This window comes from Pseudomonas sp. Root569, from assembly GCF_001427465.1.
Classification (GTDB): domain Bacteria; phylum Pseudomonadota; class Gammaproteobacteria; order Pseudomonadales; family Pseudomonadaceae; genus Aquipseudomonas; species Aquipseudomonas synxantha.
In genome coordinates this window covers 187549-206433 of the sequence record NZ_LMGQ01000002.1, presented here as the reverse complement: position 1 = coordinate 206433, position 18885 = coordinate 187549, and the positions used below count along the sequence as shown (strand labels likewise).

The 18885-nt window shown below is 60.1% G+C and carries 18 protein-coding genes and 2 pseudogenes; 18 read left to right on the top strand and 2 right to left on the bottom strand.

Annotated features, from left to right (window positions below):
* From ASD70_RS03755 to ASD70_RS03735, 5 genes and pseudogenes are all read left to right on the top strand, one after another.
* On the top strand, positions 1 to 921 hold a 921-nt coding region (locus ASD70_RS03755; RefSeq protein ID WP_056845684.1), incomplete at its 5' end, for a substrate-binding domain-containing protein.
* Positions 918 to 2213: pseudogene (gene araG, locus ASD70_RS03750) on the top strand (L-arabinose ABC transporter ATP-binding protein AraG); the annotation flags it as partial. The gene ASD70_RS03755 and the pseudogene araG, both read left to right, overlap by 4 nt.
* A 50-nt stretch (positions 2214 to 2263) precedes the next feature.
* Positions 2264 to 2566, top strand: a pseudogene (locus ASD70_RS03745) (hypothetical protein); the annotation flags it as partial.
* Positions 2567 to 2585: 19 nt separating this feature from the next.
* Positions 2586 to 3551: an L-arabinose ABC transporter permease AraH gene (araH, locus tag ASD70_RS03740; RefSeq protein ID WP_056845682.1), complete on the top strand. Its 966-nt coding sequence runs from the start codon at positions 2586 to 2588 to the stop codon at positions 3549 to 3551.
* Between the two features lie 197 nt (positions 3552 to 3748).
* Positions 3749 to 4552 carry an IclR family transcriptional regulator gene (locus tag ASD70_RS03735; RefSeq protein ID WP_046069131.1) on the top strand — a complete coding sequence of 268 codons (804 nt, stop codon included), beginning with the start codon at positions 3749 to 3751 and terminating at the stop codon, positions 4550 to 4552.
* Here the strand turns inward: ASD70_RS03735 and ASD70_RS03730 are convergent, their stop codons facing one another.
* Positions 4553 to 5605 carry an NAD(P)-dependent alcohol dehydrogenase gene (locus ASD70_RS03730; protein WP_046069130.1) on the bottom strand — a complete coding sequence of 351 codons (1053 nt, stop codon included), beginning with the start codon at positions 5603 to 5605 and terminating at the stop codon, positions 4553 to 4555.
* A 180-nt stretch (positions 5606 to 5785) separates the two neighbouring features.
* On the opposite strand from ASD70_RS03730, the gene ASD70_RS03725 reads away from it, so the two are divergent.
* Positions 5786 to 6679, top strand: coding sequence for an AraC family transcriptional regulator (locus ASD70_RS03725; RefSeq protein ID WP_046069129.1), 894 nt, complete (start codon positions 5786 to 5788; stop codon positions 6677 to 6679).
* Positions 6680 to 6758: 79 nt separating this feature from the next.
* Here ASD70_RS03725 and ASD70_RS03720 read toward each other — a convergent pair whose 3' ends face one another.
* A complete protein-coding gene (locus ASD70_RS03720; RefSeq protein ID WP_043047184.1) occupies positions 6759 to 8423 on the bottom strand; it encodes an electron transfer flavoprotein-ubiquinone oxidoreductase in 1665 nt (554 codons plus the stop codon).
* 515 nt (positions 8424 to 8938) lie between these two features.
* Between ASD70_RS03720 and ASD70_RS03715 the strand changes: the two genes are divergently transcribed.
* The 12 genes from ASD70_RS03715 to ASD70_RS03660 all read left to right on the top strand — a co-directional run bounded on the left by ASD70_RS03715 (position 8939) and on the right by ASD70_RS03660 (position 18882).
* Positions 8939 to 9688, top strand: coding sequence for an electron transfer flavoprotein subunit beta/FixA family protein (locus ASD70_RS03715; RefSeq protein ID WP_015885405.1), 750 nt, complete (start codon positions 8939 to 8941; stop codon positions 9686 to 9688).
* A gap of 2 nt (positions 9689 to 9690) precedes the next feature.
* Positions 9691 to 10620 carry an electron transfer flavoprotein subunit alpha/FixB family protein gene (locus tag ASD70_RS03710; protein ID WP_046069128.1) on the top strand — a complete coding sequence of 310 codons (930 nt, stop codon included), beginning with the start codon at positions 9691 to 9693 and terminating at the stop codon, positions 10618 to 10620.
* Between the two features lie 179 nt (positions 10621 to 10799).
* Positions 10800 to 11615 (top strand): substrate-binding periplasmic protein, encoded by an 816-nt coding sequence (locus tag ASD70_RS03705; RefSeq protein ID WP_056845681.1) that lies wholly within the window; start codon positions 10800 to 10802, stop codon positions 11613 to 11615.
* A 9-nt stretch (positions 11616 to 11624) separates the two neighbouring features.
* Positions 11625 to 11987: a DUF4398 domain-containing protein gene (locus tag ASD70_RS03700; protein ID WP_046069126.1), complete on the top strand. Its 363-nt coding sequence runs from the start codon at positions 11625 to 11627 to the stop codon at positions 11985 to 11987.
* Positions 11984 to 12796: an OmpA family protein gene (locus ASD70_RS03695; protein WP_056845680.1), complete on the top strand. Its 813-nt coding sequence runs from the start codon at positions 11984 to 11986 to the stop codon at positions 12794 to 12796. The genes ASD70_RS03700 and ASD70_RS03695 overlap by 4 nt, the downstream gene beginning before the upstream one ends.
* Positions 12797 to 13046: 250 nt before the next feature.
* Positions 13047 to 14486: an aminotransferase-like domain-containing protein gene (locus ASD70_RS03690; protein WP_056845679.1), complete on the top strand. Its 1440-nt coding sequence runs from the start codon at positions 13047 to 13049 to the stop codon at positions 14484 to 14486.
* Positions 14487 to 14579: 93 nt separating this feature from the next.
* A complete protein-coding gene (locus ASD70_RS03685; RefSeq protein WP_046069123.1) occupies positions 14580 to 15071 on the top strand; it encodes a hypothetical protein in 492 nt (163 codons plus the stop codon).
* Between the two features lie 162 nt (positions 15072 to 15233).
* Positions 15234 to 15488 carry a YkgJ family cysteine cluster protein gene (locus tag ASD70_RS03680; protein ID WP_043047177.1) on the top strand — a complete coding sequence of 85 codons (255 nt, stop codon included), beginning with the start codon at positions 15234 to 15236 and terminating at the stop codon, positions 15486 to 15488.
* 41 nt (positions 15489 to 15529) lie between these two features.
* Positions 15530 to 16135, top strand: coding sequence for an START domain-containing protein (locus ASD70_RS03675; RefSeq protein WP_056845678.1), 606 nt, complete (start codon positions 15530 to 15532; stop codon positions 16133 to 16135).
* Positions 16136 to 16239: 104 nt separating this feature from the next.
* Positions 16240 to 16476, top strand: coding sequence for a hypothetical protein (locus tag ASD70_RS03670; RefSeq protein ID WP_046069121.1), 237 nt, complete (start codon positions 16240 to 16242; stop codon positions 16474 to 16476).
* 212 nt (positions 16477 to 16688) lie between these two features.
* Positions 16689 to 17030 carry a ribonuclease E inhibitor RraB gene (locus tag ASD70_RS03665; RefSeq protein ID WP_003193463.1) on the top strand — a complete coding sequence of 114 codons (342 nt, stop codon included), beginning with the start codon at positions 16689 to 16691 and terminating at the stop codon, positions 17028 to 17030.
* Positions 17031 to 17472: 442 nt separating this feature from the next.
* Positions 17473 to 18882, top strand: coding sequence for a circularly permuted type 2 ATP-grasp protein (locus ASD70_RS03660; protein ID WP_056845677.1), 1410 nt, complete (start codon positions 17473 to 17475; stop codon positions 18880 to 18882).
* Positions 18883 to 18885: the final 3 nt, after the last annotated feature.

Sequence of the window (18885 nt, the reverse complement as noted above, 5' to 3'; positions counted from 1 at the left end):
GCTGAAGAAGTGAAGATCGGCTTTCTGGTCAAGCAGGCCGAAGAACCCTGGTTTCAAACAGAATGGGCCTTCGCCGAAAAAGCCGGCAAGGAACACGGTTTCACCGTGATCAAGATCGCCGTGCCCGACGGCGAGAAAACCCTCTCGGCCATCGACAGCCTGGCCGCCAACGGCGCCAAGGGCTTTGTGATCTGCCCGCCGGACGTGTCCCTGGGCCCGGCCATCGTCGCCAAGGCCAAGGTCAATGGCCTGAAAGTGATGGCCGTGGATGAYCGCTTTGTCGATGCCAAGGGCAACTTCATGGAGGACGTGCCGTACYTGGGCATGGCCGCCTTCGAAGTGGGCCAGAAGCAGGGCGCCGCCATGGCCGCCGAGGCGAAGAAACGCGGTTGGGACTGGAAGGACACTTACGCGGTGATCAACACCTTCAACGAGCTCGATACCGGTAAAAAGCGCACTGACGGCTCGATCAARTCCCTGGARGAAGCCGGCATCCCCAAGGATCACATCCTCACCGCTGCCCTCAAGACTCTTGACGTGCCTGGCAGCATGGACGCCACCAACTCGGCCCTGGTCAAGCTGCCCGGCGGCGCTAAAAACCTGATCATCGGCGGCATGAACGACAACACCGTGCTCGGCGGCGTGCGCGCCACTGAAAGCGCCGGCTTCAAGGCCGCCAACGTGATCGGCATCGGCATCAATGGTACCGACGCCATCGGCGAATTGAAGAAAGCCGACAGCGGTTTCTTCGGCTCCATGCTGCCGAGCCCGCACATCGAGGGCTATAACACCGCGCTGATGATGTACGAGTGGGTCACCAAAGGCACTGAACCACCGAAGTACACCGCCATGGACGAAGTCACCCTGATCACCCGCGAGAACTTCAAGGAAGAACTGACCAAGATCGGGCTGTGGAAATGACCGCTGCGGCCCTGCGTTTCGACGCGATCGGCAAAACCTTTCCCGGGGTCAAGGCGYTGGACGGCATCAGYTTCACCGCCCACCCSGGGCAGGTGCAYGCCYTGATGGGCGAGAACGGTGCGGGCAAGTCGACGCTGCTGAAAATCCTCGGCGGCGCYTACATTCCCAGCAGCGGCAGCGTGCAGATCGGCRCGCAGGTCATGGCGTTCAAAAATGCCGCCGACAGCATCGCCAGCGGCGTCGCGGTGATCCACCAGGAACTGCACCTGGTGCCGGAAATGAGCGTCGCCGAGAACCTGTTCCTSGGGCACTTGCCGACGCGCCTGGGCGTGGTCAATCGCGCYCTGCTGCGCCAGCAGGCGCTGACGTGYCTSAAGGGCCTGGCCGATGAGATCGACCCCGACGAGAAGCTTGGGCGCCTGTCCCTGGGCCAGCGCCAACTGGTGGAAATCGCCAAGGCGCTGTCCCGTGGCGCCAACGTGATCGCCTTCGATGAACCCACCAGCAGCTTGTCGGCACGGGAAATCGACCGGCTGATGGCGATCATCGCGCGCCTGCGTGACGAGGGCAAAGTGGTGCTCTACGTGTCGCACCGCATGGAAGAAGTGTTCCGTATCTGCGATGCGGTGACGGTGTTCAAGGACGGTCGCTATGTGCGCACCTTCGAAGACATGAGCACCCTGACCCACGACCAGTTGGTGACCTGCATGGTCGGCCGCGATATCCAGGACATCTACGACTACCGCCCGCGGGAGCAGGGCGAGGTGGCGCTCAAGGTCGACGGCCTGCTCGGCCCGGGGCTGCGTGAGCCGATCAGTTTCCAGGTGCGCAAGGGCGAGATCCTGGGCCTGTTCGGGCTGGTGGGCGCGGGGCGCACCGAGCTGTTTCGTTTGCTCAGCGGCCTGGAGCGCGCCAGCGCCGGCAGCCTGGAGCTGTGCGGGCAAGCGCTGCAGTTGCGCTCACCCCGCGACGCCATCGCCGCTGGCGTGTTGCTGTGCCCGGAGGACCGCAAGAAGGAAGGCATCATCCCGCTGGCCAGCGTCGCCGAAAACATCAACATCAGTGCCCGCGCGGCGCATTCCACCTTTGGCTGGCTGTTGCGCGACGGCTGGGAGAAGGGCAACGCGGAGCGGCAGATTCAGGCGATGCGGGTCAAAACCCCGAACGCCGCGCAGAAGATCCTGTACCTCTCCGGCGGCAACCAGCAGAAGGCCATTCTGGGTCGCTGGCTGTCGATGCCGATGAAAGTGCTGCTGCTGGACGAACCCACCCGTGGCATCGATATCGGCGCTACCAAAGCCTGACTGGATTTCATCGATGATCAGCAGGATGCCATGCTCGNGGCGGCAACCAGCAGAAGGCCATTCTGGGTCGCTGGCTGTCGATGCCGATGAAAGTGCTGCTGCTGGACGAACCCACCCGTGGCATCGATATCGGCGCCAAGTCAGAGATCTACCAGATTATCCATAACCTGGCGGCGAGCGGCATTGCGGTGATCGTGGTGTCCAGTGACCTGATGGAAGTGATGGGCATTGCCGACCGTATCCTCGCGATGAGTGAAGGCGCCTTGACCGGTGAACTGCCCCGCGCGCAGGCGGATGAAGCGCGCCTGTTGCAACTGGCACTCCCGCGTTCGCGGGCTTGAAGAATAAGAGGGTTTGGCTATGACTCAGGTAAAAACTGCAAAGGGCTTCTGGCCGGCATTCAACCAGCGCAAATTTCTCGATGACTGGGTGATGCTGTTAGCGGCGTTGGGCATCTTTGTGCTCAGCGCGGTGTTTATCGACAACTTCCTTTCGCCGCTGAACATGCGCGGCCTTGGCCTGGCAATTTCCACCGTGGGCATCGCCGCGTGCACCATGCTGTTCTGCCTGGCCTCGGGGCATTTCGATTTGTCGGTGGGCTCGGTGATCGCCTGCGCCGGCGTAGTGGCGGGGATTGTGATCCGCGACACCGACAGTGTGGCACTCGGCGTGTCGGCGGCTCTGGCCATGGGCCTGGTGGTAGGGCTGATCAACGGCATTGTGATTGCCAAGCTGCGCATCAATGCACTGATTGCGACGCTGGCGACCATGCAAATCGTACGCGGCCTGGCCTACATCTTCTCCAACGGCAAGGCGGTGGGGGTGATGGACGAAGGCTTCTTTGTGTTCGGCAACGGCCAGCTGCTGGGCGTGCCGGTGCCGATTATCATCACCGTGCTGTGCTTTGTATTCTTCGGCTGGCTGCTCAACTACACCAGCTATGGGCGCAACACCATGGCCATTGGTGGCAACCAGGAAGCTGCGCTATTGGCAGGTGTGAATGTTGACCGCACCAAGATCATTATCTTTGCCGTGCACGGTTTGATCGGTGCACTGGCCGGGGTGATCCTCGCCTCGCGCATGACCTCCGGCCAGCCGATGATCGGCCAGGGCTTCGAATTGACGGTGATCTCTGCGTGCGTACTGGGCGGGGTATCGCTGAGTGGCGGCATCGGCATGATCCGCCACGTGATTGCGGGTGTGCTGATCCTGGCGATCATCGAGAACGCGATGAACCTTAAAAACATCGACACCTTTTACCAGTACGTGATTCGCGGCTCGATCCTGCTGCTGGCGGTGATCATCGACCGCATGAAGCAGCGCTGAGTTATGCCAGGTGAGGACTCAATGTGGGAGGGGGCTTGCTCCCGATAGCGGTGTATCAGATAGAAAATCTGTAACTGACCCACCGCTATCGGGAGCAAGTCGAATCGTCGCACCGCCCCTCCCACATTTGGATCTGCTCTGTATTGAAGGGCGGTATTTGCCATAATGCCCCCGCTTTTTTATTTATAGGCCCGGATATGCAGGAAAACGCCCACACCCCCGTCAAAGACGCCGCCCCCACCGGCACCCAGACCCTGCTGCGTGGCCTGGGCGTGGTGCAAGCGGTGGCGGCCGGTGCGCGGGATCTCAAGGAGATCGCCCGGCGCATCGGCACCACCCGCAGCACCACGCATCGCCTAGCCAGTTGCCTGGTGGATGAGCGTTACCTGCGCGTGGTGCCGCAGGTCGGCTACCTGTTGGGGCCAAAGCTGATCGAGCTGGGCTTCCAGGCCCGCGAAGAGCTGCCATTGGTGAGCCTGGCGGTGCCGTATCTGGACGAGCTGTCGGCCTTGACGGGCGACACCATCCATCTGGCGATTCGTGAATACGACGACGTGCTTTACCTGCACAAGAACCCCGGTCGCAATGGCCCGGAGATGCGCTCGCGGGTCGGTCATCGCATGCCGCTGGCGCGCACCGGCATCGGCAAGGCGTTGTTGTTGGATGATTCGCCGCAGGAGTGGCAGCGCCTCTACGAAGTCAGCTTGCCGGCGGCAGGCAAAAACCTGCAATGGCCGCAGCACCCGGAGCAATCCTGGGCGCAATTCAAGCAGCGCATGGGTGAATATGTGGCGGGTGGCTATGCCTTCGATCTCGAAGATAACGAGCCATCGATCCGCTGTGTGGCCGCGCCGGTGCGTGATGCCAGCGGGCGTATAGTCGCCGGCATCAGCATCGCCAGTACCGTGCCCTACATGCCGCTGGAAAAAATGGCCGAGCTGATCCCTGTGATCAAACAGGTCGCAGCCCGGCTGTCAGCGGAGTTGGGCGCGAAAGCCTGATCAGGCTTTCAGGCTCGCCATGTCGATGACAAAGCGGTACTTCACGTCACCCGCGATCATGCGTGCGTAAGCCTCGTTGATCTGGCGGATGTCGAGCATTTCGATGTCGCAGGTGATGTTGTGCTCGGCGCAGAAATCCAGGACTTCCTGGGTTTCGGCAATACCGCCGATCAGCGAACCGGCCAGTACTTTACGGCCCAGCACCAACTTTGCGGCATTGACGGGCGGGTCCACCGGCTCGATCAGGCCGACCAGGATATGCACACCGTCAAAGCGCAGTACATCGAGGTAGGGGTTCAGGTCGTGTTGCACCGGGATGGTGTCCAGCAGGAAGTCGAAGTGCCCGGCAGCGGCTTTCATCTGCTCGGCATCGGTGGACACGATCACATGGTCGGCGCCCTGGCGACGGCCTTCCTCGGCCTTGCTGGCGGAGCGGGTGAACAGCGTGACTTCGGCGCCCATGGCCTTGGCAAACTTGATACCCATGTGGCCCAGGCCACCCATGCCGAGAACCCCGACTTTATCGCCGGCCTTCACGCCGTAGTGCTTGAGCGGCGAGTAGGTGGTGATGCCCGCGCACAGGATCGGCGCGGCGCTGGCCAGGTCAAGCTTGGCCGGGATTTTCACCACGAAGTGCTCGCTGACCACGATGCTGTCGGAGTAACCACCCATGGTGTTGCTGCCATCCACACGGTCCGGGGTGGCGTAGGTCATGGTCGGGCCTTCGAGGCAGTATTGCTCGAGGTCTGACTGACAGGCTTCGCAGTGGCGGCACGAGTCGACCATGCAACCGACGCCGACCAGATCGCCGACTTTATGTGCGGTCACATTGGTGCCGACAGCGGTGACCTTGCCGACAATCTCATGGCCCGGCATCAGCGGGTAAACGGCGATGCCCCACTCGTTGCGTGCCTGGTGGATGTCGGAGTGGCACACGCCGCAGTAGAGGATCTCGATGGCCACGTCATCGACGCGCGGGCTGCGGCGTTCAAACGACATGGGGGCGAGGGGAGTGGTGGCCGACTGGGCGGCATAACCGATGGCGGTGTACATGGTAAACCTCGCTAAAGCTTGGACTGGGGAGGCGGCGCATTCTGCGCTTGGGTCATGGGCGCGAACATGGCAAATGCTCCGAGTCTCATGCCTATTCGTCCGGGACTGGCATTGCTTTGGATGTATTCGCCGTCAGACCTGCGATGATGCTCTCATCCCTTGTTCACGAAGTTTTTTGCCATGTTGTTGACCCGCCATCTCGACGCCAACGCCACGCTGGTGTCCCTGATTGAAGGGCTCGCGCCCCGCGACGGTTTCTCCCCGACCAACCTGCCCGGCGTGCAGGTGCTGCGCGCCAGTTGCGACGTGGCGCGTGGGCCGCAGATCTACGAGCCAAGCCTGATGTTCGTGGCCCAAGGCAGCAAGGTTGCCTACCTCGGCCCGAGAACGCTGGAGTATGGCGCCGGGCATTACCTGGTCCAGGCGATGCCGGTGCCGTTCGAGTGCGAGACCTTTGCCATGGCGCCTGGCGCGCCGCTGTTGGGCGTGACGGTGGGTATCGATCGGGTGGTGCTGGGGGAGTTGGTCATTGCCATGGGCATGCAGGGCGGACCACCGCCGACGGCGCAGACCTTGGAGTCGATGAGTTCGGTGGTGCTGGACGATGCCATGCGCGGCTGCGTGGAGCGGCTGTTGCAGTGCCTGCACGATCCGCTGGAAAGCCGGATCATGGGCCCGGCGCGGGTACGCGAATTGTTGTTCACCGCGTTGCGTGGGCCCCAGGCGGATGTGTTGCGTGCGTTGGTGGAACAGCAGGGGCAGTTTTCGCGAATCGCCACGTCATTGAACCACCTGCATGCCCATTACGCCGAGCCGTTGAATATCGAGACGTTGGCCGGTTATGCCCATATGAGTGCCTCGACCTTTCATGAGCATTTCAAGCGCTGCACCTTGTTGTCGCCGGTGCAGTACCTCAAGCGCCTGCGGTTGTTGAAGGCCCAGCAATTGTTGCTGATAGACGGCATGAGTGTGGCGCAGGCGGCGCATAGCGTGGGGTATCAGAGCACGTCGCAGTTCAGTCGCGAGTACAAGCGCTATTTCCTGCGTAACCCTGGTGAAGAGCGCGCTGCGTAGCATTTCAGGCCAAACCACCCTCCCACATTTGGATTGATGTTGGCCATAAAAAAGGCTCCCAATTGGGAGCCTCAGTGGCTTACATATTCGGGTAAGTTGGCCCGCCCGCACCTTCCGGTGTCACCCAGGTGATGTTCTGCGAAGGGTCCTTGATGTCACAGGTCTTGCAGTGCACGCAGTTCTGGGCGTTGATCTGGAAGCGCTTCTCGCCGTCTTCCTTGGTGATCACTTCATACACGCCGGCCGGGCAGTAGCGCTGCGCCGGTTCATCGTAGAGCGGCAGGTTGGTGCCGATCGGGATGCTCGGGTCTTTCAACTTCAAGTGGCAAGGCTGCTCCTCTTCGTGGTTGGTACCGGAGATGAACACCGAGCTCAGTTTGTCGAAGCTCAACTTGCCGTCGGGTTTGGGGTAGTCGATTTTCTTGCAGTCTTTGGCCAGCTTGAGGCAGGCATAGTCCGGCTTGGTGTCGTGCAGGGTGAACGGCATCTTGCCGCCGAGGATGTTCTGGTCGAACCAGTTGAAGCCGGCGCCGATGATCGGGCCGAACTTGTGCATCGCCGGGCCGAAGTTACGGGTGGCGAACAGTTCCTCATACAGCCAGCTGGCTTTGAAGCCGTCGACATACGCGGTCAGCTCGTCACCGCCTTCGGATTCGGCAAACAGACGATCAGCAACCGCATCGGCGGCGAGCATGCCGGACTTCATCGCGGTGTGGCTGCCCTTGATCTTGGCGAAGTTCAGGGTGCCGAGGTCGCAACCGATCAGCGCACCGCCCTTGAAGACCATTTTGGGCAGCGAGTTCAGGCCACCTTTGCAGATGGCGCGGGCGCCGTAGCTGACGCGCTTGCCGCCTTCCAGGTACTGGGCCAGCACCGGGTGGTGCTTGAGGCGCTGGAACTCATCGAAGGGCGACAGGAAGGTGTTGCTATAGGACAGGTCGACGATCAGGCCGACCACTACCTGATTGTTTTCCAGGTGATAGAGGAACGAACCACCGGTGTTTTCGGCGCTCATGATATCCAGCGGCCAACCGGCGGTGTGCACCACCAGGCCTGGCTGATGCTTGGCCGGGTCGATTTCCCAGATTTCCTTCAGGCCGATGCCGTAGTGCTGGGCGTCGGCGTCGCTGTCCAGGTTGAAACGCTGGATCAACTGCTTGCCGATATGGCCGCGGCAGCCTTCGGCAAACAGCGTGTACTTGCCACGCAATTCCATGCCCGGGGTGTATACGCCTTCCTTGGGCTTGCCTTCACGGTCGACACCGAGGTCGCCGGTGATGATCCCGCGCACCACGCCGTTCTCGTCGAAGAGCGCTTCCTGGGCGGCGAAGCCTGGGTAGACTTCCACGCCCAGGTTCTCGGCCTGCTGGGCCAGCCAGCGGCACAGGTTGCCCAGGGAAATGATGTAGTTGCCTTCGTTGTGCATGGTCTTGGGCACAAAGAAGTCGGGAACCTTGGTGGAGGTATCGCTGCTGCGCAGTACGTAGATGTCGTCACGCACCACCGGCGTGTTGAGCGGGGCGCCGAGCTCTTTCCAGTCCGGGAACAGTTCGTTCAGGGCCCGGGGTTCGAACACGGCACCGGAGAGGATGTGGGCGCCGACTTCGGAGCCTTTCTCGACCACGCAGACGCTGATTTCCTTACCGGCTTCGGCGGCCTTCTGCTTTAGGCGGCAGGCGGCAGACAGGCCAGCCGGGCCAGCGCCGACGATGACCACGTCGAATTCCATGTATTCGCGTTCCACAGGCTATCTCCTACTCAAGGCTCAACAGGCTTTTTTTTCTAATGGGTGGAGGTTCGGCGGGGTTCTGCTCAACGGCAGCACCCACCTGTCTCTCTAGGTGGCGCATTATATATAGACCACTGGCAGCGTCCAATACAAACGTTTGTTTGAATTGCCTGCAGCCTAGGTAAATCAAAGCAACGGGGCTTATGACTGACCATTTTGCCGTATTGACCAGAATAGGCGTTCCGGTCAAGATACGGTCGGTTTTGCGCTTCCCGTAGGCAGACTGCAGGTTTCAAGAGCACGTCCAAAGGCCGGCCGAAGGTAAAAATGTGACGCGTACCCGCACACAGGGGCGCAGTTTACACGCCGCGATAAAGAATGACCTCTCAGTCACCACTGACGAACGGTCGTCACTTCCCGTGTGCAAAGCCACTGCCGAAGTCTTTGGAGGTGCCCTTGTGTGCCGATGAGCATCAACCGCCAGGTTCGCCTAGGCGACTTTCTTTTCACCGGAGAGTAACGAGGAATCCATGAAGGTTCTTGTAGCTGTCAAACGCGTTGTCGATTACAACGTGAAAGTTCGCGTCAAGGCGGACAATTCCGGCGTCGACCTTGCTAACGTCAAGATGTCGATGAACCCTTTCTGCGAAATCGCTGTGGAAGAAGCCGTACGCCTGAAAGAGAAAGGTGTTGCGACTGAAATCGTCGTGGTGTCCATCGGTCCGACCACTGCCCAAGAGCAGCTGCGTACCGCTTTGGCCCTGGGTGCCGACCGCGCAATCCTGGTCGAATCCGCCGAAGAGCTGACCTCCCTGGCGGTTGCCAAGCTGCTCAAGGCCGTTGTCGACAAGGAACAGCCTCAGTTGGTGATCCTCGGCAAACAAGCCATCGACAGCGACAACAACCAGACGGGCCAGATGCTGGCCGCACTGACCGGTTACGGCCAGGGCACCTTCGCTTCGAAAGTCGAAGTGAACGGCGACAGCGTCGCGGTGACCCGTGAAATCGACGGTGGCGCGCAGACGGTTTCCCTGAAACTGCCGGCCATCGTCACCACCGACCTACGTTTGAACGAGCCGCGCTATGCGTCTCTGCCAAACATCATGAAAGCCAAGAAGAAGCCTCTTGAAGTGCTGACTCCGGATGCTTTGGGCGTTTCTACCGCCTCCACCAACAAGACCGTCAAGGTTGAAGCGCCGGCAGCACGCAGCGCGGGCATCAAGGTCAAGTCGGTGGCTGAACTGGTCGAGAAACTGAAAAACGAAGCGAAGGTGATCTGATCATGACTATCCTCGTAATCGCCGAACACGATAACAAGGTGCTGGCCCCGGCCACCCTGAACACCGTGGCCGCAGCCGCTAAAATCGGTGGCGACATCCACGTATTGGTGGCCGGCCAAGGCGCTGGTGCCGTGGCTGAAGCCGCTGCGAAAATCGCGGGCGTAAGCAAAGTCCTGAACGCTGACAATGCCGCTTACGCGCACCAGCTGCCGGAAAACGTGGCTCCTCTGGTTGCGGAGCTGGGCAAAAACTACAGCCACATCCTGGCTGCCGCCACTTCCAATGGCAAAAACATCCTGCCACGGGTTGCCGCGCAACTGGACGTTGACCAGATCTCCGAGATCATCTCGGTAGAAAGCGCCGATACCTTCAAGCGCCCGATCTATGCCGGTAACGCCATCGCCACCGTGCAATCCAACGCAGCGATCAAGGTCATTACCGTACGCGCCACCGGTTTCGATCCGGTTGCCGCCGAAGGTGGTTCGGCCGCCGTTGAAGCCGTCTCTGCTGCCCACGACGCTGGCACGTCCAGTTTTGTTGGCGAAGAGCTGGCCAAGTCCGATCGCCCTGAGCTGACGGCTGCCAAGATTGTCGTTTCCGGCGGCCGCGGCATGCAGAACGGTGACAACTTCAAGCACCTGTACGCCCTGGCCGATAAGCTGGGCGCTGCGGTCGGCGCTTCCCGCGCAGCCGTCGACGCAGGTTTCGTACCCAACGATATGCAGGTCGGCCAGACCGGCAAGATCGTTGCGCCACAGCTGTATATTGCCGTCGGTATCTCCGGCGCGATCCAGCACTTGGCCGGTATGAAGGACTCCAAGGTGATCGTCGCGATCAACAAGGACGAAGAGGCGCCGATCTTCCAGGTCGCCGATTACGGCCTGGTGGCGGACTTGTTCGAAGCCGTACCTGAGTTGGAGAAGCTGGTCTAATCCAGCCGCTTCACTTATAAAGAGCCCGGTCTTGTGACCGGGCTTTTTTATTCCCTGTAGGAGCGAGCTTGCTCGCGAAAAACTCCCAGGCGATGCATTTATTCAGAAAGCACGCGTTATCGTTGACGTTTTTCGCGAGCAAGCTCGCTCCTACCAAGAACTTTACGAAGGAACATGCCATGGAGCTGCGTCCCTGGACTGTACTGCTGGGCCTTGTGCTGCTGCCGAGCCTGTCACTGGCCGCCGGCAAGTGCGAGCGCCTGGTGATCACCGGCAGCCCTGATGCCCCACCTTTGTTGTGGCGTGACCCCCAGGACCCGACGCACCTGATCGGCGCTACCGCCGAGGTGCTGCAACAAGTGGGCAAGGACCTCGGGCTGAAAATCGACCTGCTCTACGGCGGCAAACGCTCCCTGGCCCTGGATGAAGCGCGCAGCGGGCGCATGGACATCCTCGCCGACGCGCCGCTGAACCTCGGTGAACTGGATAACTTCGACTACATCCATCCGGCGTTGATGCAGACCGATTACCTGGTCTGGACACGTAAGGATTCACAGCTGGCCTACACCTCAGTGGCTGACCTGCATGGCCACAAGGGCGCGGTATCGGAGCGCGCCCGCTTGAGCGCTGAATTCGAAACCTTCGCCAGCCAGCAGCTCAGCCTGCAACGCCTGCCCAATCTGACGCCGGCATTCCAGAAACTGTTGCTGGGTGAGGTGGATTACGTGCTGGCCGGGCGCTATTCCGGCATGGCCATGGCCCAGACGTTGGGCATGAGTGACGACTTGGTCGCCCATGAAGAGCCTGTCGATCAGCCCGGCTTGTACCTGGCGATTTCCCACAACTCAGCGTGCAATGATCCATGGCTGCGCGGACAGTTGGCGAAAAAGATGACAGAATTGCCCGCGTCCGGTGTCGCGCAAGCCGCGCTGCAGCGCAATCTGGAGCGCTGGAAGGCGCAACTGCAACAGCCCGTCGGCACCCCAACACAGTAGGGATTTACAGTGATTTTTCGACCTCTTTTCGCGGCCCTCGCCGTTGTCGCTCTGGCGGGATGTGCAACCGATCCTGCGCCGAATGAACAAATGCGCCTGACCCAGCAAGCCTTGGAGCAAGCCACCGCGGTCGGGGTCAACGCCGACGAATCGCCCGAGCTGAAACTGGCCGAAGAAAAATTCGCCAGGGCCAAGGCGAACATGGCCGACCAATCCTACAAGCGTGCGCGTATGCGAGCCGAGCAGGCTGAGCTGGATGCGCGTCTCGCCGAGGCTAAAGTACTCACCGCCAAGAGCCAGGAGCAATTGAACGTGCTCAATACCCGCATCACCCGCCTGCGTAAGCAGCTGCAGTTGGGAGACGCGCAATGAGCCCGATGATCCGTAGTTTAGGCTGTGTGTTGCTGCTGGGCAGCGCAGCCCTCGGCGGGTGCGCCAGTCAACCCAGCAGCGAGCAGGCGTTGCAACAGGCCGGCGATGACTTTCAGAAGGTCAAGGAGGACGCCAACGTGCTGCGCTTCGCCCCCAAGGATGTGATCCGCGCCGGCGAGTCCCTGGCCCGTGCCGATCGCTTGTCCAGCTACTGGGGCAGCGGCGCCGATGTGGTGCATTACGCCTACCTGAGCCAGCGCTACAGTGCCATCGCCCGTGAACACACCGAGCAAGGCCTCAACGCAGAACGCGGCGCCCAACTCGAATTGGAACGCCAGCGCCTGCAACTGGCCCTGCGCGAAAACAAACTGGCCAGCGTGCAGCAACAGGGCAAGTGGGTTGAAGCACAAATTGCCAGCCTCACCACCCAGACCGACCGTGGCTTGGTGATGACGCTGGGAGATGTGCTGTTCGACACCGGCGAAGCGGAACTGGCCAACTCGGCCAATCGCACGGTGTTGAAGATCGTGCAGTTTCTGCAACTTAACCCCAAGCGTCGTGTGCGCATCGAGGGCTACACCGACAACACCGGGGGCGAGCAGGAGAACCTGAAACTGTCCCGCGACCGTGCCCAATCGGTGGCGGACCTGTTGATGGACCTGGGTATCGATGACAAGCGTATCGAGGTCCAGGGTTATGGCGATCAGTATCCGGTAGAAGCCAACGCCTCCGAACGAGGCCGCGCACAGAATCGCCGCGTGGAAATCGTATTCTCCGACGAGAAAGGCCAACTGGGCGCTGCTCGCTGAAGTCTGACGAAATTCAATGTGGGAGGGGGCTTGCTCCCGATAGCGGTAGTTCAGTTGCAACATTTTTGACTGATACACCGTTATCGGGAGCAAGCCCCCTCCCACATTTTGTCAGGCGTACTCCCTTTAAAGTTTTTGCTATCACTCCCACCCGCGCTCGACTATCGTGACAACTGTCCCCGTACACTTCTAAACTGTGCTGGTATGTTTCACACAAAAATAAAATACCCGTGAAATCGAGTGCTGCGTCATGACCAATCTGTTGCTTTACCAGCGTATTGCCCAGCAACTGGCTGAGGACATCCGACGCGGTGTCTATCAACCGGGGGAGCGCGTGCCGTCGGTGCGCAAGATGAGTTCCCAGCTCAATGTGAGCCATGCCACGGTGCTGCAGGCCTATGCCAACCTGGAAGACCAGGGGCTGATCCGGGCGCGGCCGCAGTCGGGCTATTACGTGCACCAGACACCCGCACTCACGGCGCCGACGCCAGATATTGCGCGGGTCGAACGTCCAGGCTTGGTCACCCGCAGCAGTATCATCCAGCAGGTATTGGTCGAGTCGCGCCGTGAAGGGGTGTTCCCCTTGGGCGCCGCGGTGCCGAGTGTCGACTATCTTCCTGTACGGGCGCTGCACCAGCAATTGGCCAAGGTCACACGGTTCCAGAGCCCGCGGGCCTTCAGCTACATGTTCAGCCCAGGCTTTGAACCGCTCCGCCGCCAGGTGGCGATCCGCATGCGCGATGCCGGTGTGGTGGTAGACCCTTCCGAGGTGGTGATCACCCACGGCTGCGTCGACGCGTTGCAGATGTCCTTGCGCGTGCTCACGCGGCCTGGCGACCTGATCGCCGCCGAATCACCGACTTACTACGGCTTGTTGCAACTCGCCGATTTGCTCGGCCTGAAAGTTATCGAGATCCCCAGCGACCCAGCCACGGGAATGAGCCTGGAAGCCCTGCAACTGGCCGCCAACCAATGGTCAATCAAGGCGCTGGTGCTCACCGCGCGCCTGAGCAACCCCCTGGGTGGCACCATGCCCGAGGAGCGCCAGAAACAACTGCTGCGCCTGGCGTCGGATTTCGATATCCAGATCGTCGAGGACGATATCTACGGCGAGCTGATGTTCGAACTGGGTCGCACCAAGGCTCTGAAAGCCTACGACCGCCTTGACCGGGTCATCTACTGCTCGAGTTTTTCCAAGACCTTGTCCCCAGGTGTGCGCATCGGCTGGATGATCGCCGGCAAGTACCAGCAGGAGATCCAGCGCCTGCAGATGTTCAGTACCCACTCAGCATGCAGTGTTACCCAGATGGGTGTCGCGGCTTACCTGGAAAACGGTGGCTACGACCGCCACCTGCGCTACATCCGCCAGGAATACCGCAAGAACCTCAGCGCCTTCCAACTGGCGGTGCAGCAATATTTCCCCGAAGGTACCCAGATGACCCGTCCAACCGGCGGCTTTATCCTGTGGGTCAGTTTGCCGGGTCGGGTCAATACGCAGGAACTGCACGTACGTGCCCTGCAACAGGGCATCAGTATTGCGCCGGGGCTGATCTTCAGTAATACGGAACAGTTCAACCACTGTATTCGCCTCAACTGCGGTACTCCCTGGAACCGCGAGGCAGAGCGGGCGTTGATGACCTTGGGCATGCTGGCCAGCCAGCTGTGCCAGGAGACTGCGGCGGGTTTTTGAGGCGTGCAAAGGGGACAGCATTGATCTGCGCCCTTGTCATGCCGTGCACAACAAGCGAGCATATGGCCTTCTGCCGTTAACGCTGTTGGCGATATGACATCTATTTTTCGCGTTACCTTGGTGATTGGCTTGTTGAGCCTGTGCAATGTTAGCGGGGTGCTGGCAGCCACGCCGGTGGGCGATAGCACGCCGGCTGCCAGTGTTGAGCAGAAGGCCTCCGTGAAGAAGCCGACGCCCGTGAAAAAAGCCCCGGCCACACAGAAAAAAGCCGCAGCGAGCAAAAAGCGCGCGCCCGTTGCGAGCAAGTCCAAGTCTGCCCATGAAGTCGCCCAGACTAAATTGCCACCGGCACAGTTGGACCTTTCGCTGCCCTCGGACATGGTCAGGCTGTTGCAGCCGATCGGCACCATGCCCAAGCCCAAGAGCGTGCCCTTGCTGCCGCCGATGTTTGGCGAAAAGCCCACCGACAACAGTGCGTTCCAGATCAACGGCCGCTTGCTCAGCAATGAGATGAAGCTGCAACTGCGCAACGATGAGCGCCGTGATGTTGAAGGTGCCGCGCTGGATTTCGAATTCAAGCAATAAACTTTGCCGCTACGCGTGACCCAGGTTGCCGACCATCTGTCGCAGACTGGTCGGTCACTTTTGTTTTGCGCGAAAAACCCCTGTTTGACCATTTTAAAACGGCTGTTTAAGGGCGTACTCTAGCCCGGCCATCCCTATTGAGTCGTCGAGGACCTGCTGGTCATGAAATGCCGTGAAGGCTGTGGCGCATGCTGCATCGCCCCCTCCATCAGTTCGCCGCTGCCCGGAATGCCCCAGGGCAAGCCTGCAGGCGTTCGCTGCCTGCACCTGTCGGTCGGACAACTGTGCCAGCTGTTCGGCCTGCCTGAACGGCCGGCGGTGTGCAGTGATTTCAAGGCTGATATCGAGGTCTGTGGCAATGACCAGGCCGATGCAATTCGCTTGATCGGCTGGTGGGAGCAGATGACGGCGGCTTGATGGGCTTTACTATTGGAACTTCAACAATAAGGAATACAACAATGGGTTCGCTGAAACGACTGGCCGTGTTGTGCGGTTTTACACTGCTGTTTGCTGCTACTGCCCAAGCTGAGGAATGGCAAGTGGCCAAGGACGAAGACGGTATCAAGGTGTCCCTGAGCGAAGTTGCCGGCTCCAAGTACAAAGCGTATCGCGGCGTGACCGTGATCAAGGCGCCTGTGGCCAAGATCGTTGCATTGCAAGAAGACGTGGCGGGTGCCTGCGCGTGGATTCACGAGTGTAAATCCCAGAAACTGGTCGACAAGAAAGGCGACGAGGCCTGGACCTACACGCAATTCAAGGCACCGTTTCCGGTGAGTGATCGTGACTCGTATATTCATGTCACAACCGCTAAAAACGCCGATGGCAGCGTAACCCGCACCTTGCAGGGCGTGCCTACCTACAAGCCGGAAGAAAAAGGCTATGTACGGGTCGCTCAGGTCGAAGGCTTCTGGAAACTGGTGCCCAAGGGCGCCAATGAGACCGAAGTGATCTACCAAGTGCACACCGAGCCGGGCGGCAGCGTGCCGTCTTGGTTGGCCAACAAGTTCGTGGTGGAGGCGCCGTTCAATACCCTGAAGGCCCTTAAGGGACGCGCTGAAAAATAAGCGCAACTGATCCGGTGCCTCCTGCCTTGGGTGGAACGTTTGGCGAAGCCTCAAGGTCCAGATAGATGTAAGCCCACACATAGGGTTTTATCGAGGAGGCACCGATGCCGAAGTGGAATGTTTCTTTCATCAATGACCGTGGCGAGCCGGTAGTCGAGCAATTCGACTGCGAGCATGAGCCGACGCTGGAAGAAGCCGCACAGATGGTGCGGGTGCGTGTGTCGCCGGTGTTAGAAAAGCTGGACCTTAACGATCTTGCCGATCGTGTTCCCGAGCCCACGGTCAAGAGCCTGCATGATCAAAATGGTATCAAGGACCTCAAGGTCGAACCCGCGGCCTGAATATTTCCGTTAGACCCATCAAGCACCTCTGGTGGAGGTGATAGCTTCGCGCTACTCTGCAATCGAGATCAGCGAATGAATCGCTAAGGTCTGGTCTTGTCAGCTACATGCTTGTTTTCCAGCGGTGTTGTTCCTGCCGTAGTACTCGCGCCAGTAGGGCGCGAGCTTCGGGAAGCACGGAAAGTCTATCCATCATTTGAGGAGCACTTTTCATGAGCACAGCCTATCAAGAAGACATCAGTACCAACGTCCTGCGCCGCATGAAAGAAGGCGGCTTCGATTTCTCGCGTTTTCACCCCATTGAGTTCTACGCCATTTTCCCGGATGAGGAACGGGCGCGCAGGGCTGCGGGTCGATTTCGTGGCGAATCCCTGAATGCCCAGGTCAGCGCGCGCGACGATGGCGCGTGGTACCTGGAACTGAGCAAAATCATGTTTGCAACCTACGACGGCATAGGAGACTTCGAGCAAGACTTCGAGGCGGTGGTCGAGCCCCTGGGTGGGATCATCGAAGGATGGGGCGTCAAGCAGGAGGTGCGTGGGTTACCCATGTAGTTGGTTTTTATGAGCAGCGCAGCGTATCGGCTGACCTTTGGGTCGGCCGATTTTGTTTGGGGGTGACCTGCACTGGTTTTGTTACATGCAAAAAAAAGCCACCCCAGTAGGGTGGCGGAAAGGGAAGCTCGAGGGAGCAGATCAGTACACGAAGTAACACAGTACCGCTTGCACAAAGGGTTTCGCTGTAGGACATGTCCTGTTCAGCCGATGGAGGTGATTATCCGCAGCGCCGGCCGGGCAGTGAAATCAACTCTGGCTATGCTATCGATAGCCAAGGGCCGCGTTGCAATGAAGCGTGCGACATGCAACGGGCACGTTCTACGCACCGGAATGGTGCGACGAAGTCGCCTGAATTATTCAAATCGTTGATTATTAAGTGTTTATGCCGCTGGCACGGGCCTTGCGAAGGTTCTCGCGTCCGGGTGACAAGGAGTACGGCATGATCCGCACTTATTACGATGAAATGTACGATGGGGCAGGGCAGGTCCGTCCTCATTACCGCGAGTTCGCCCGCTGGTTGGCCGACACCCCCACCGAATTGCTGGCCCAGCGTCGGCGTGAAGCCGATTTGCTGTTCCACCGCGCCGGTATCACCTTCACCCTCTATGGGGATGAGCTGGGCACTGAGCGCCTGATTCCCTTCGATACCATTCCGCGCAGTATTCCGGCCAGCGAGTGGCGGGTTGTCGAGCGCGGCTGCATCCAACGGGTCAAGGCATTGAACATGTTCCTCGCCGACCTGTACCACGGCCAACGCATTATCAAGGCCGGCATTATTCCCGCCGAGCAGGTACTGGCCAACGAGCAGTATCAGTTGGCAATGCAGGGCCTGGACCTGCACCGTGATCTGTATTCCCACATTTCCGGGGTCGACCTCGTACGCGATGGTGACGGCACCTACTACGTACTGGAAGACAACCTGCGCACGCCCAGTGGCGTCAGCTACATGCTCGAAGATCGCAAGATGATGATGCGCCTGTTCCCGGAACTGTTTGCAGCCCAGCGCATCGCGCCCATCGACCACTACCCCAACCTGTTGCTCGATACCCTGAAAAGCGCCAGCCCTTTGGATAACCCCAGTGTGGTGGTGCTGACCCCGGGGCGCTTCAACAGCGCGTTCTTCGAGCATGCCTTTCTTGCCCGGGAAATGGGCGTGGAGCTGGTGGAGGGGGCGGACCTGTTCGTACGCGATGACCGTGTGTTCATGCGCACCACCGACGGCCCAAAGGCCGTGGATGTGATCTACCGCCGCCTAGATGATGCCTTCCTCGACCCGTTGGCCTTCAACCCGGACTCCATGCTCGGCGTGCCCGGTCTGCTTGCGGCCTATCGTTGCGGCAATGTGGTGCTGGCCAATGCCATCGGCACGGGAGTGGCGGACGACAAATCGGTTTACCCGTTCGTCCCTGAAATGATTCGCTTCTACTTGGACGAAGAGCCCATTCTGCAGAACGTTCCGACCTTTCAATGCCGTAATCCCGACGAATTGTCCCACGTACTGGCCCACCTGCCCGATTTGGTGGTCAAGGAAACCCAGGGCTCCGGCGGCTATGGCATGTTGGTTGGCCCGGCGTCCACGGCGGCGGAAATCGAAGCCTTCCGTGCGCGCATCAAGGCCAAGCCCCACGCTTATATCGCGCAGCCGACCCTGTGTTTATCCACCTGCCCGACCTTTGTCGAAAACGGTATCGCCCCACGACATATCGACCTGCGCCCGTTCGTGCTGTCCGGCAAGGAAACCCGCGTGGTGCCCGGCGGCCTGACTCGCGTGGCCCTGCGCGAAGGATCGCTGGTGGTCAACTCGTCCCAGGGCGGCGGCACTAAAGACACCTGGGTGGTCGAGGACTGATGC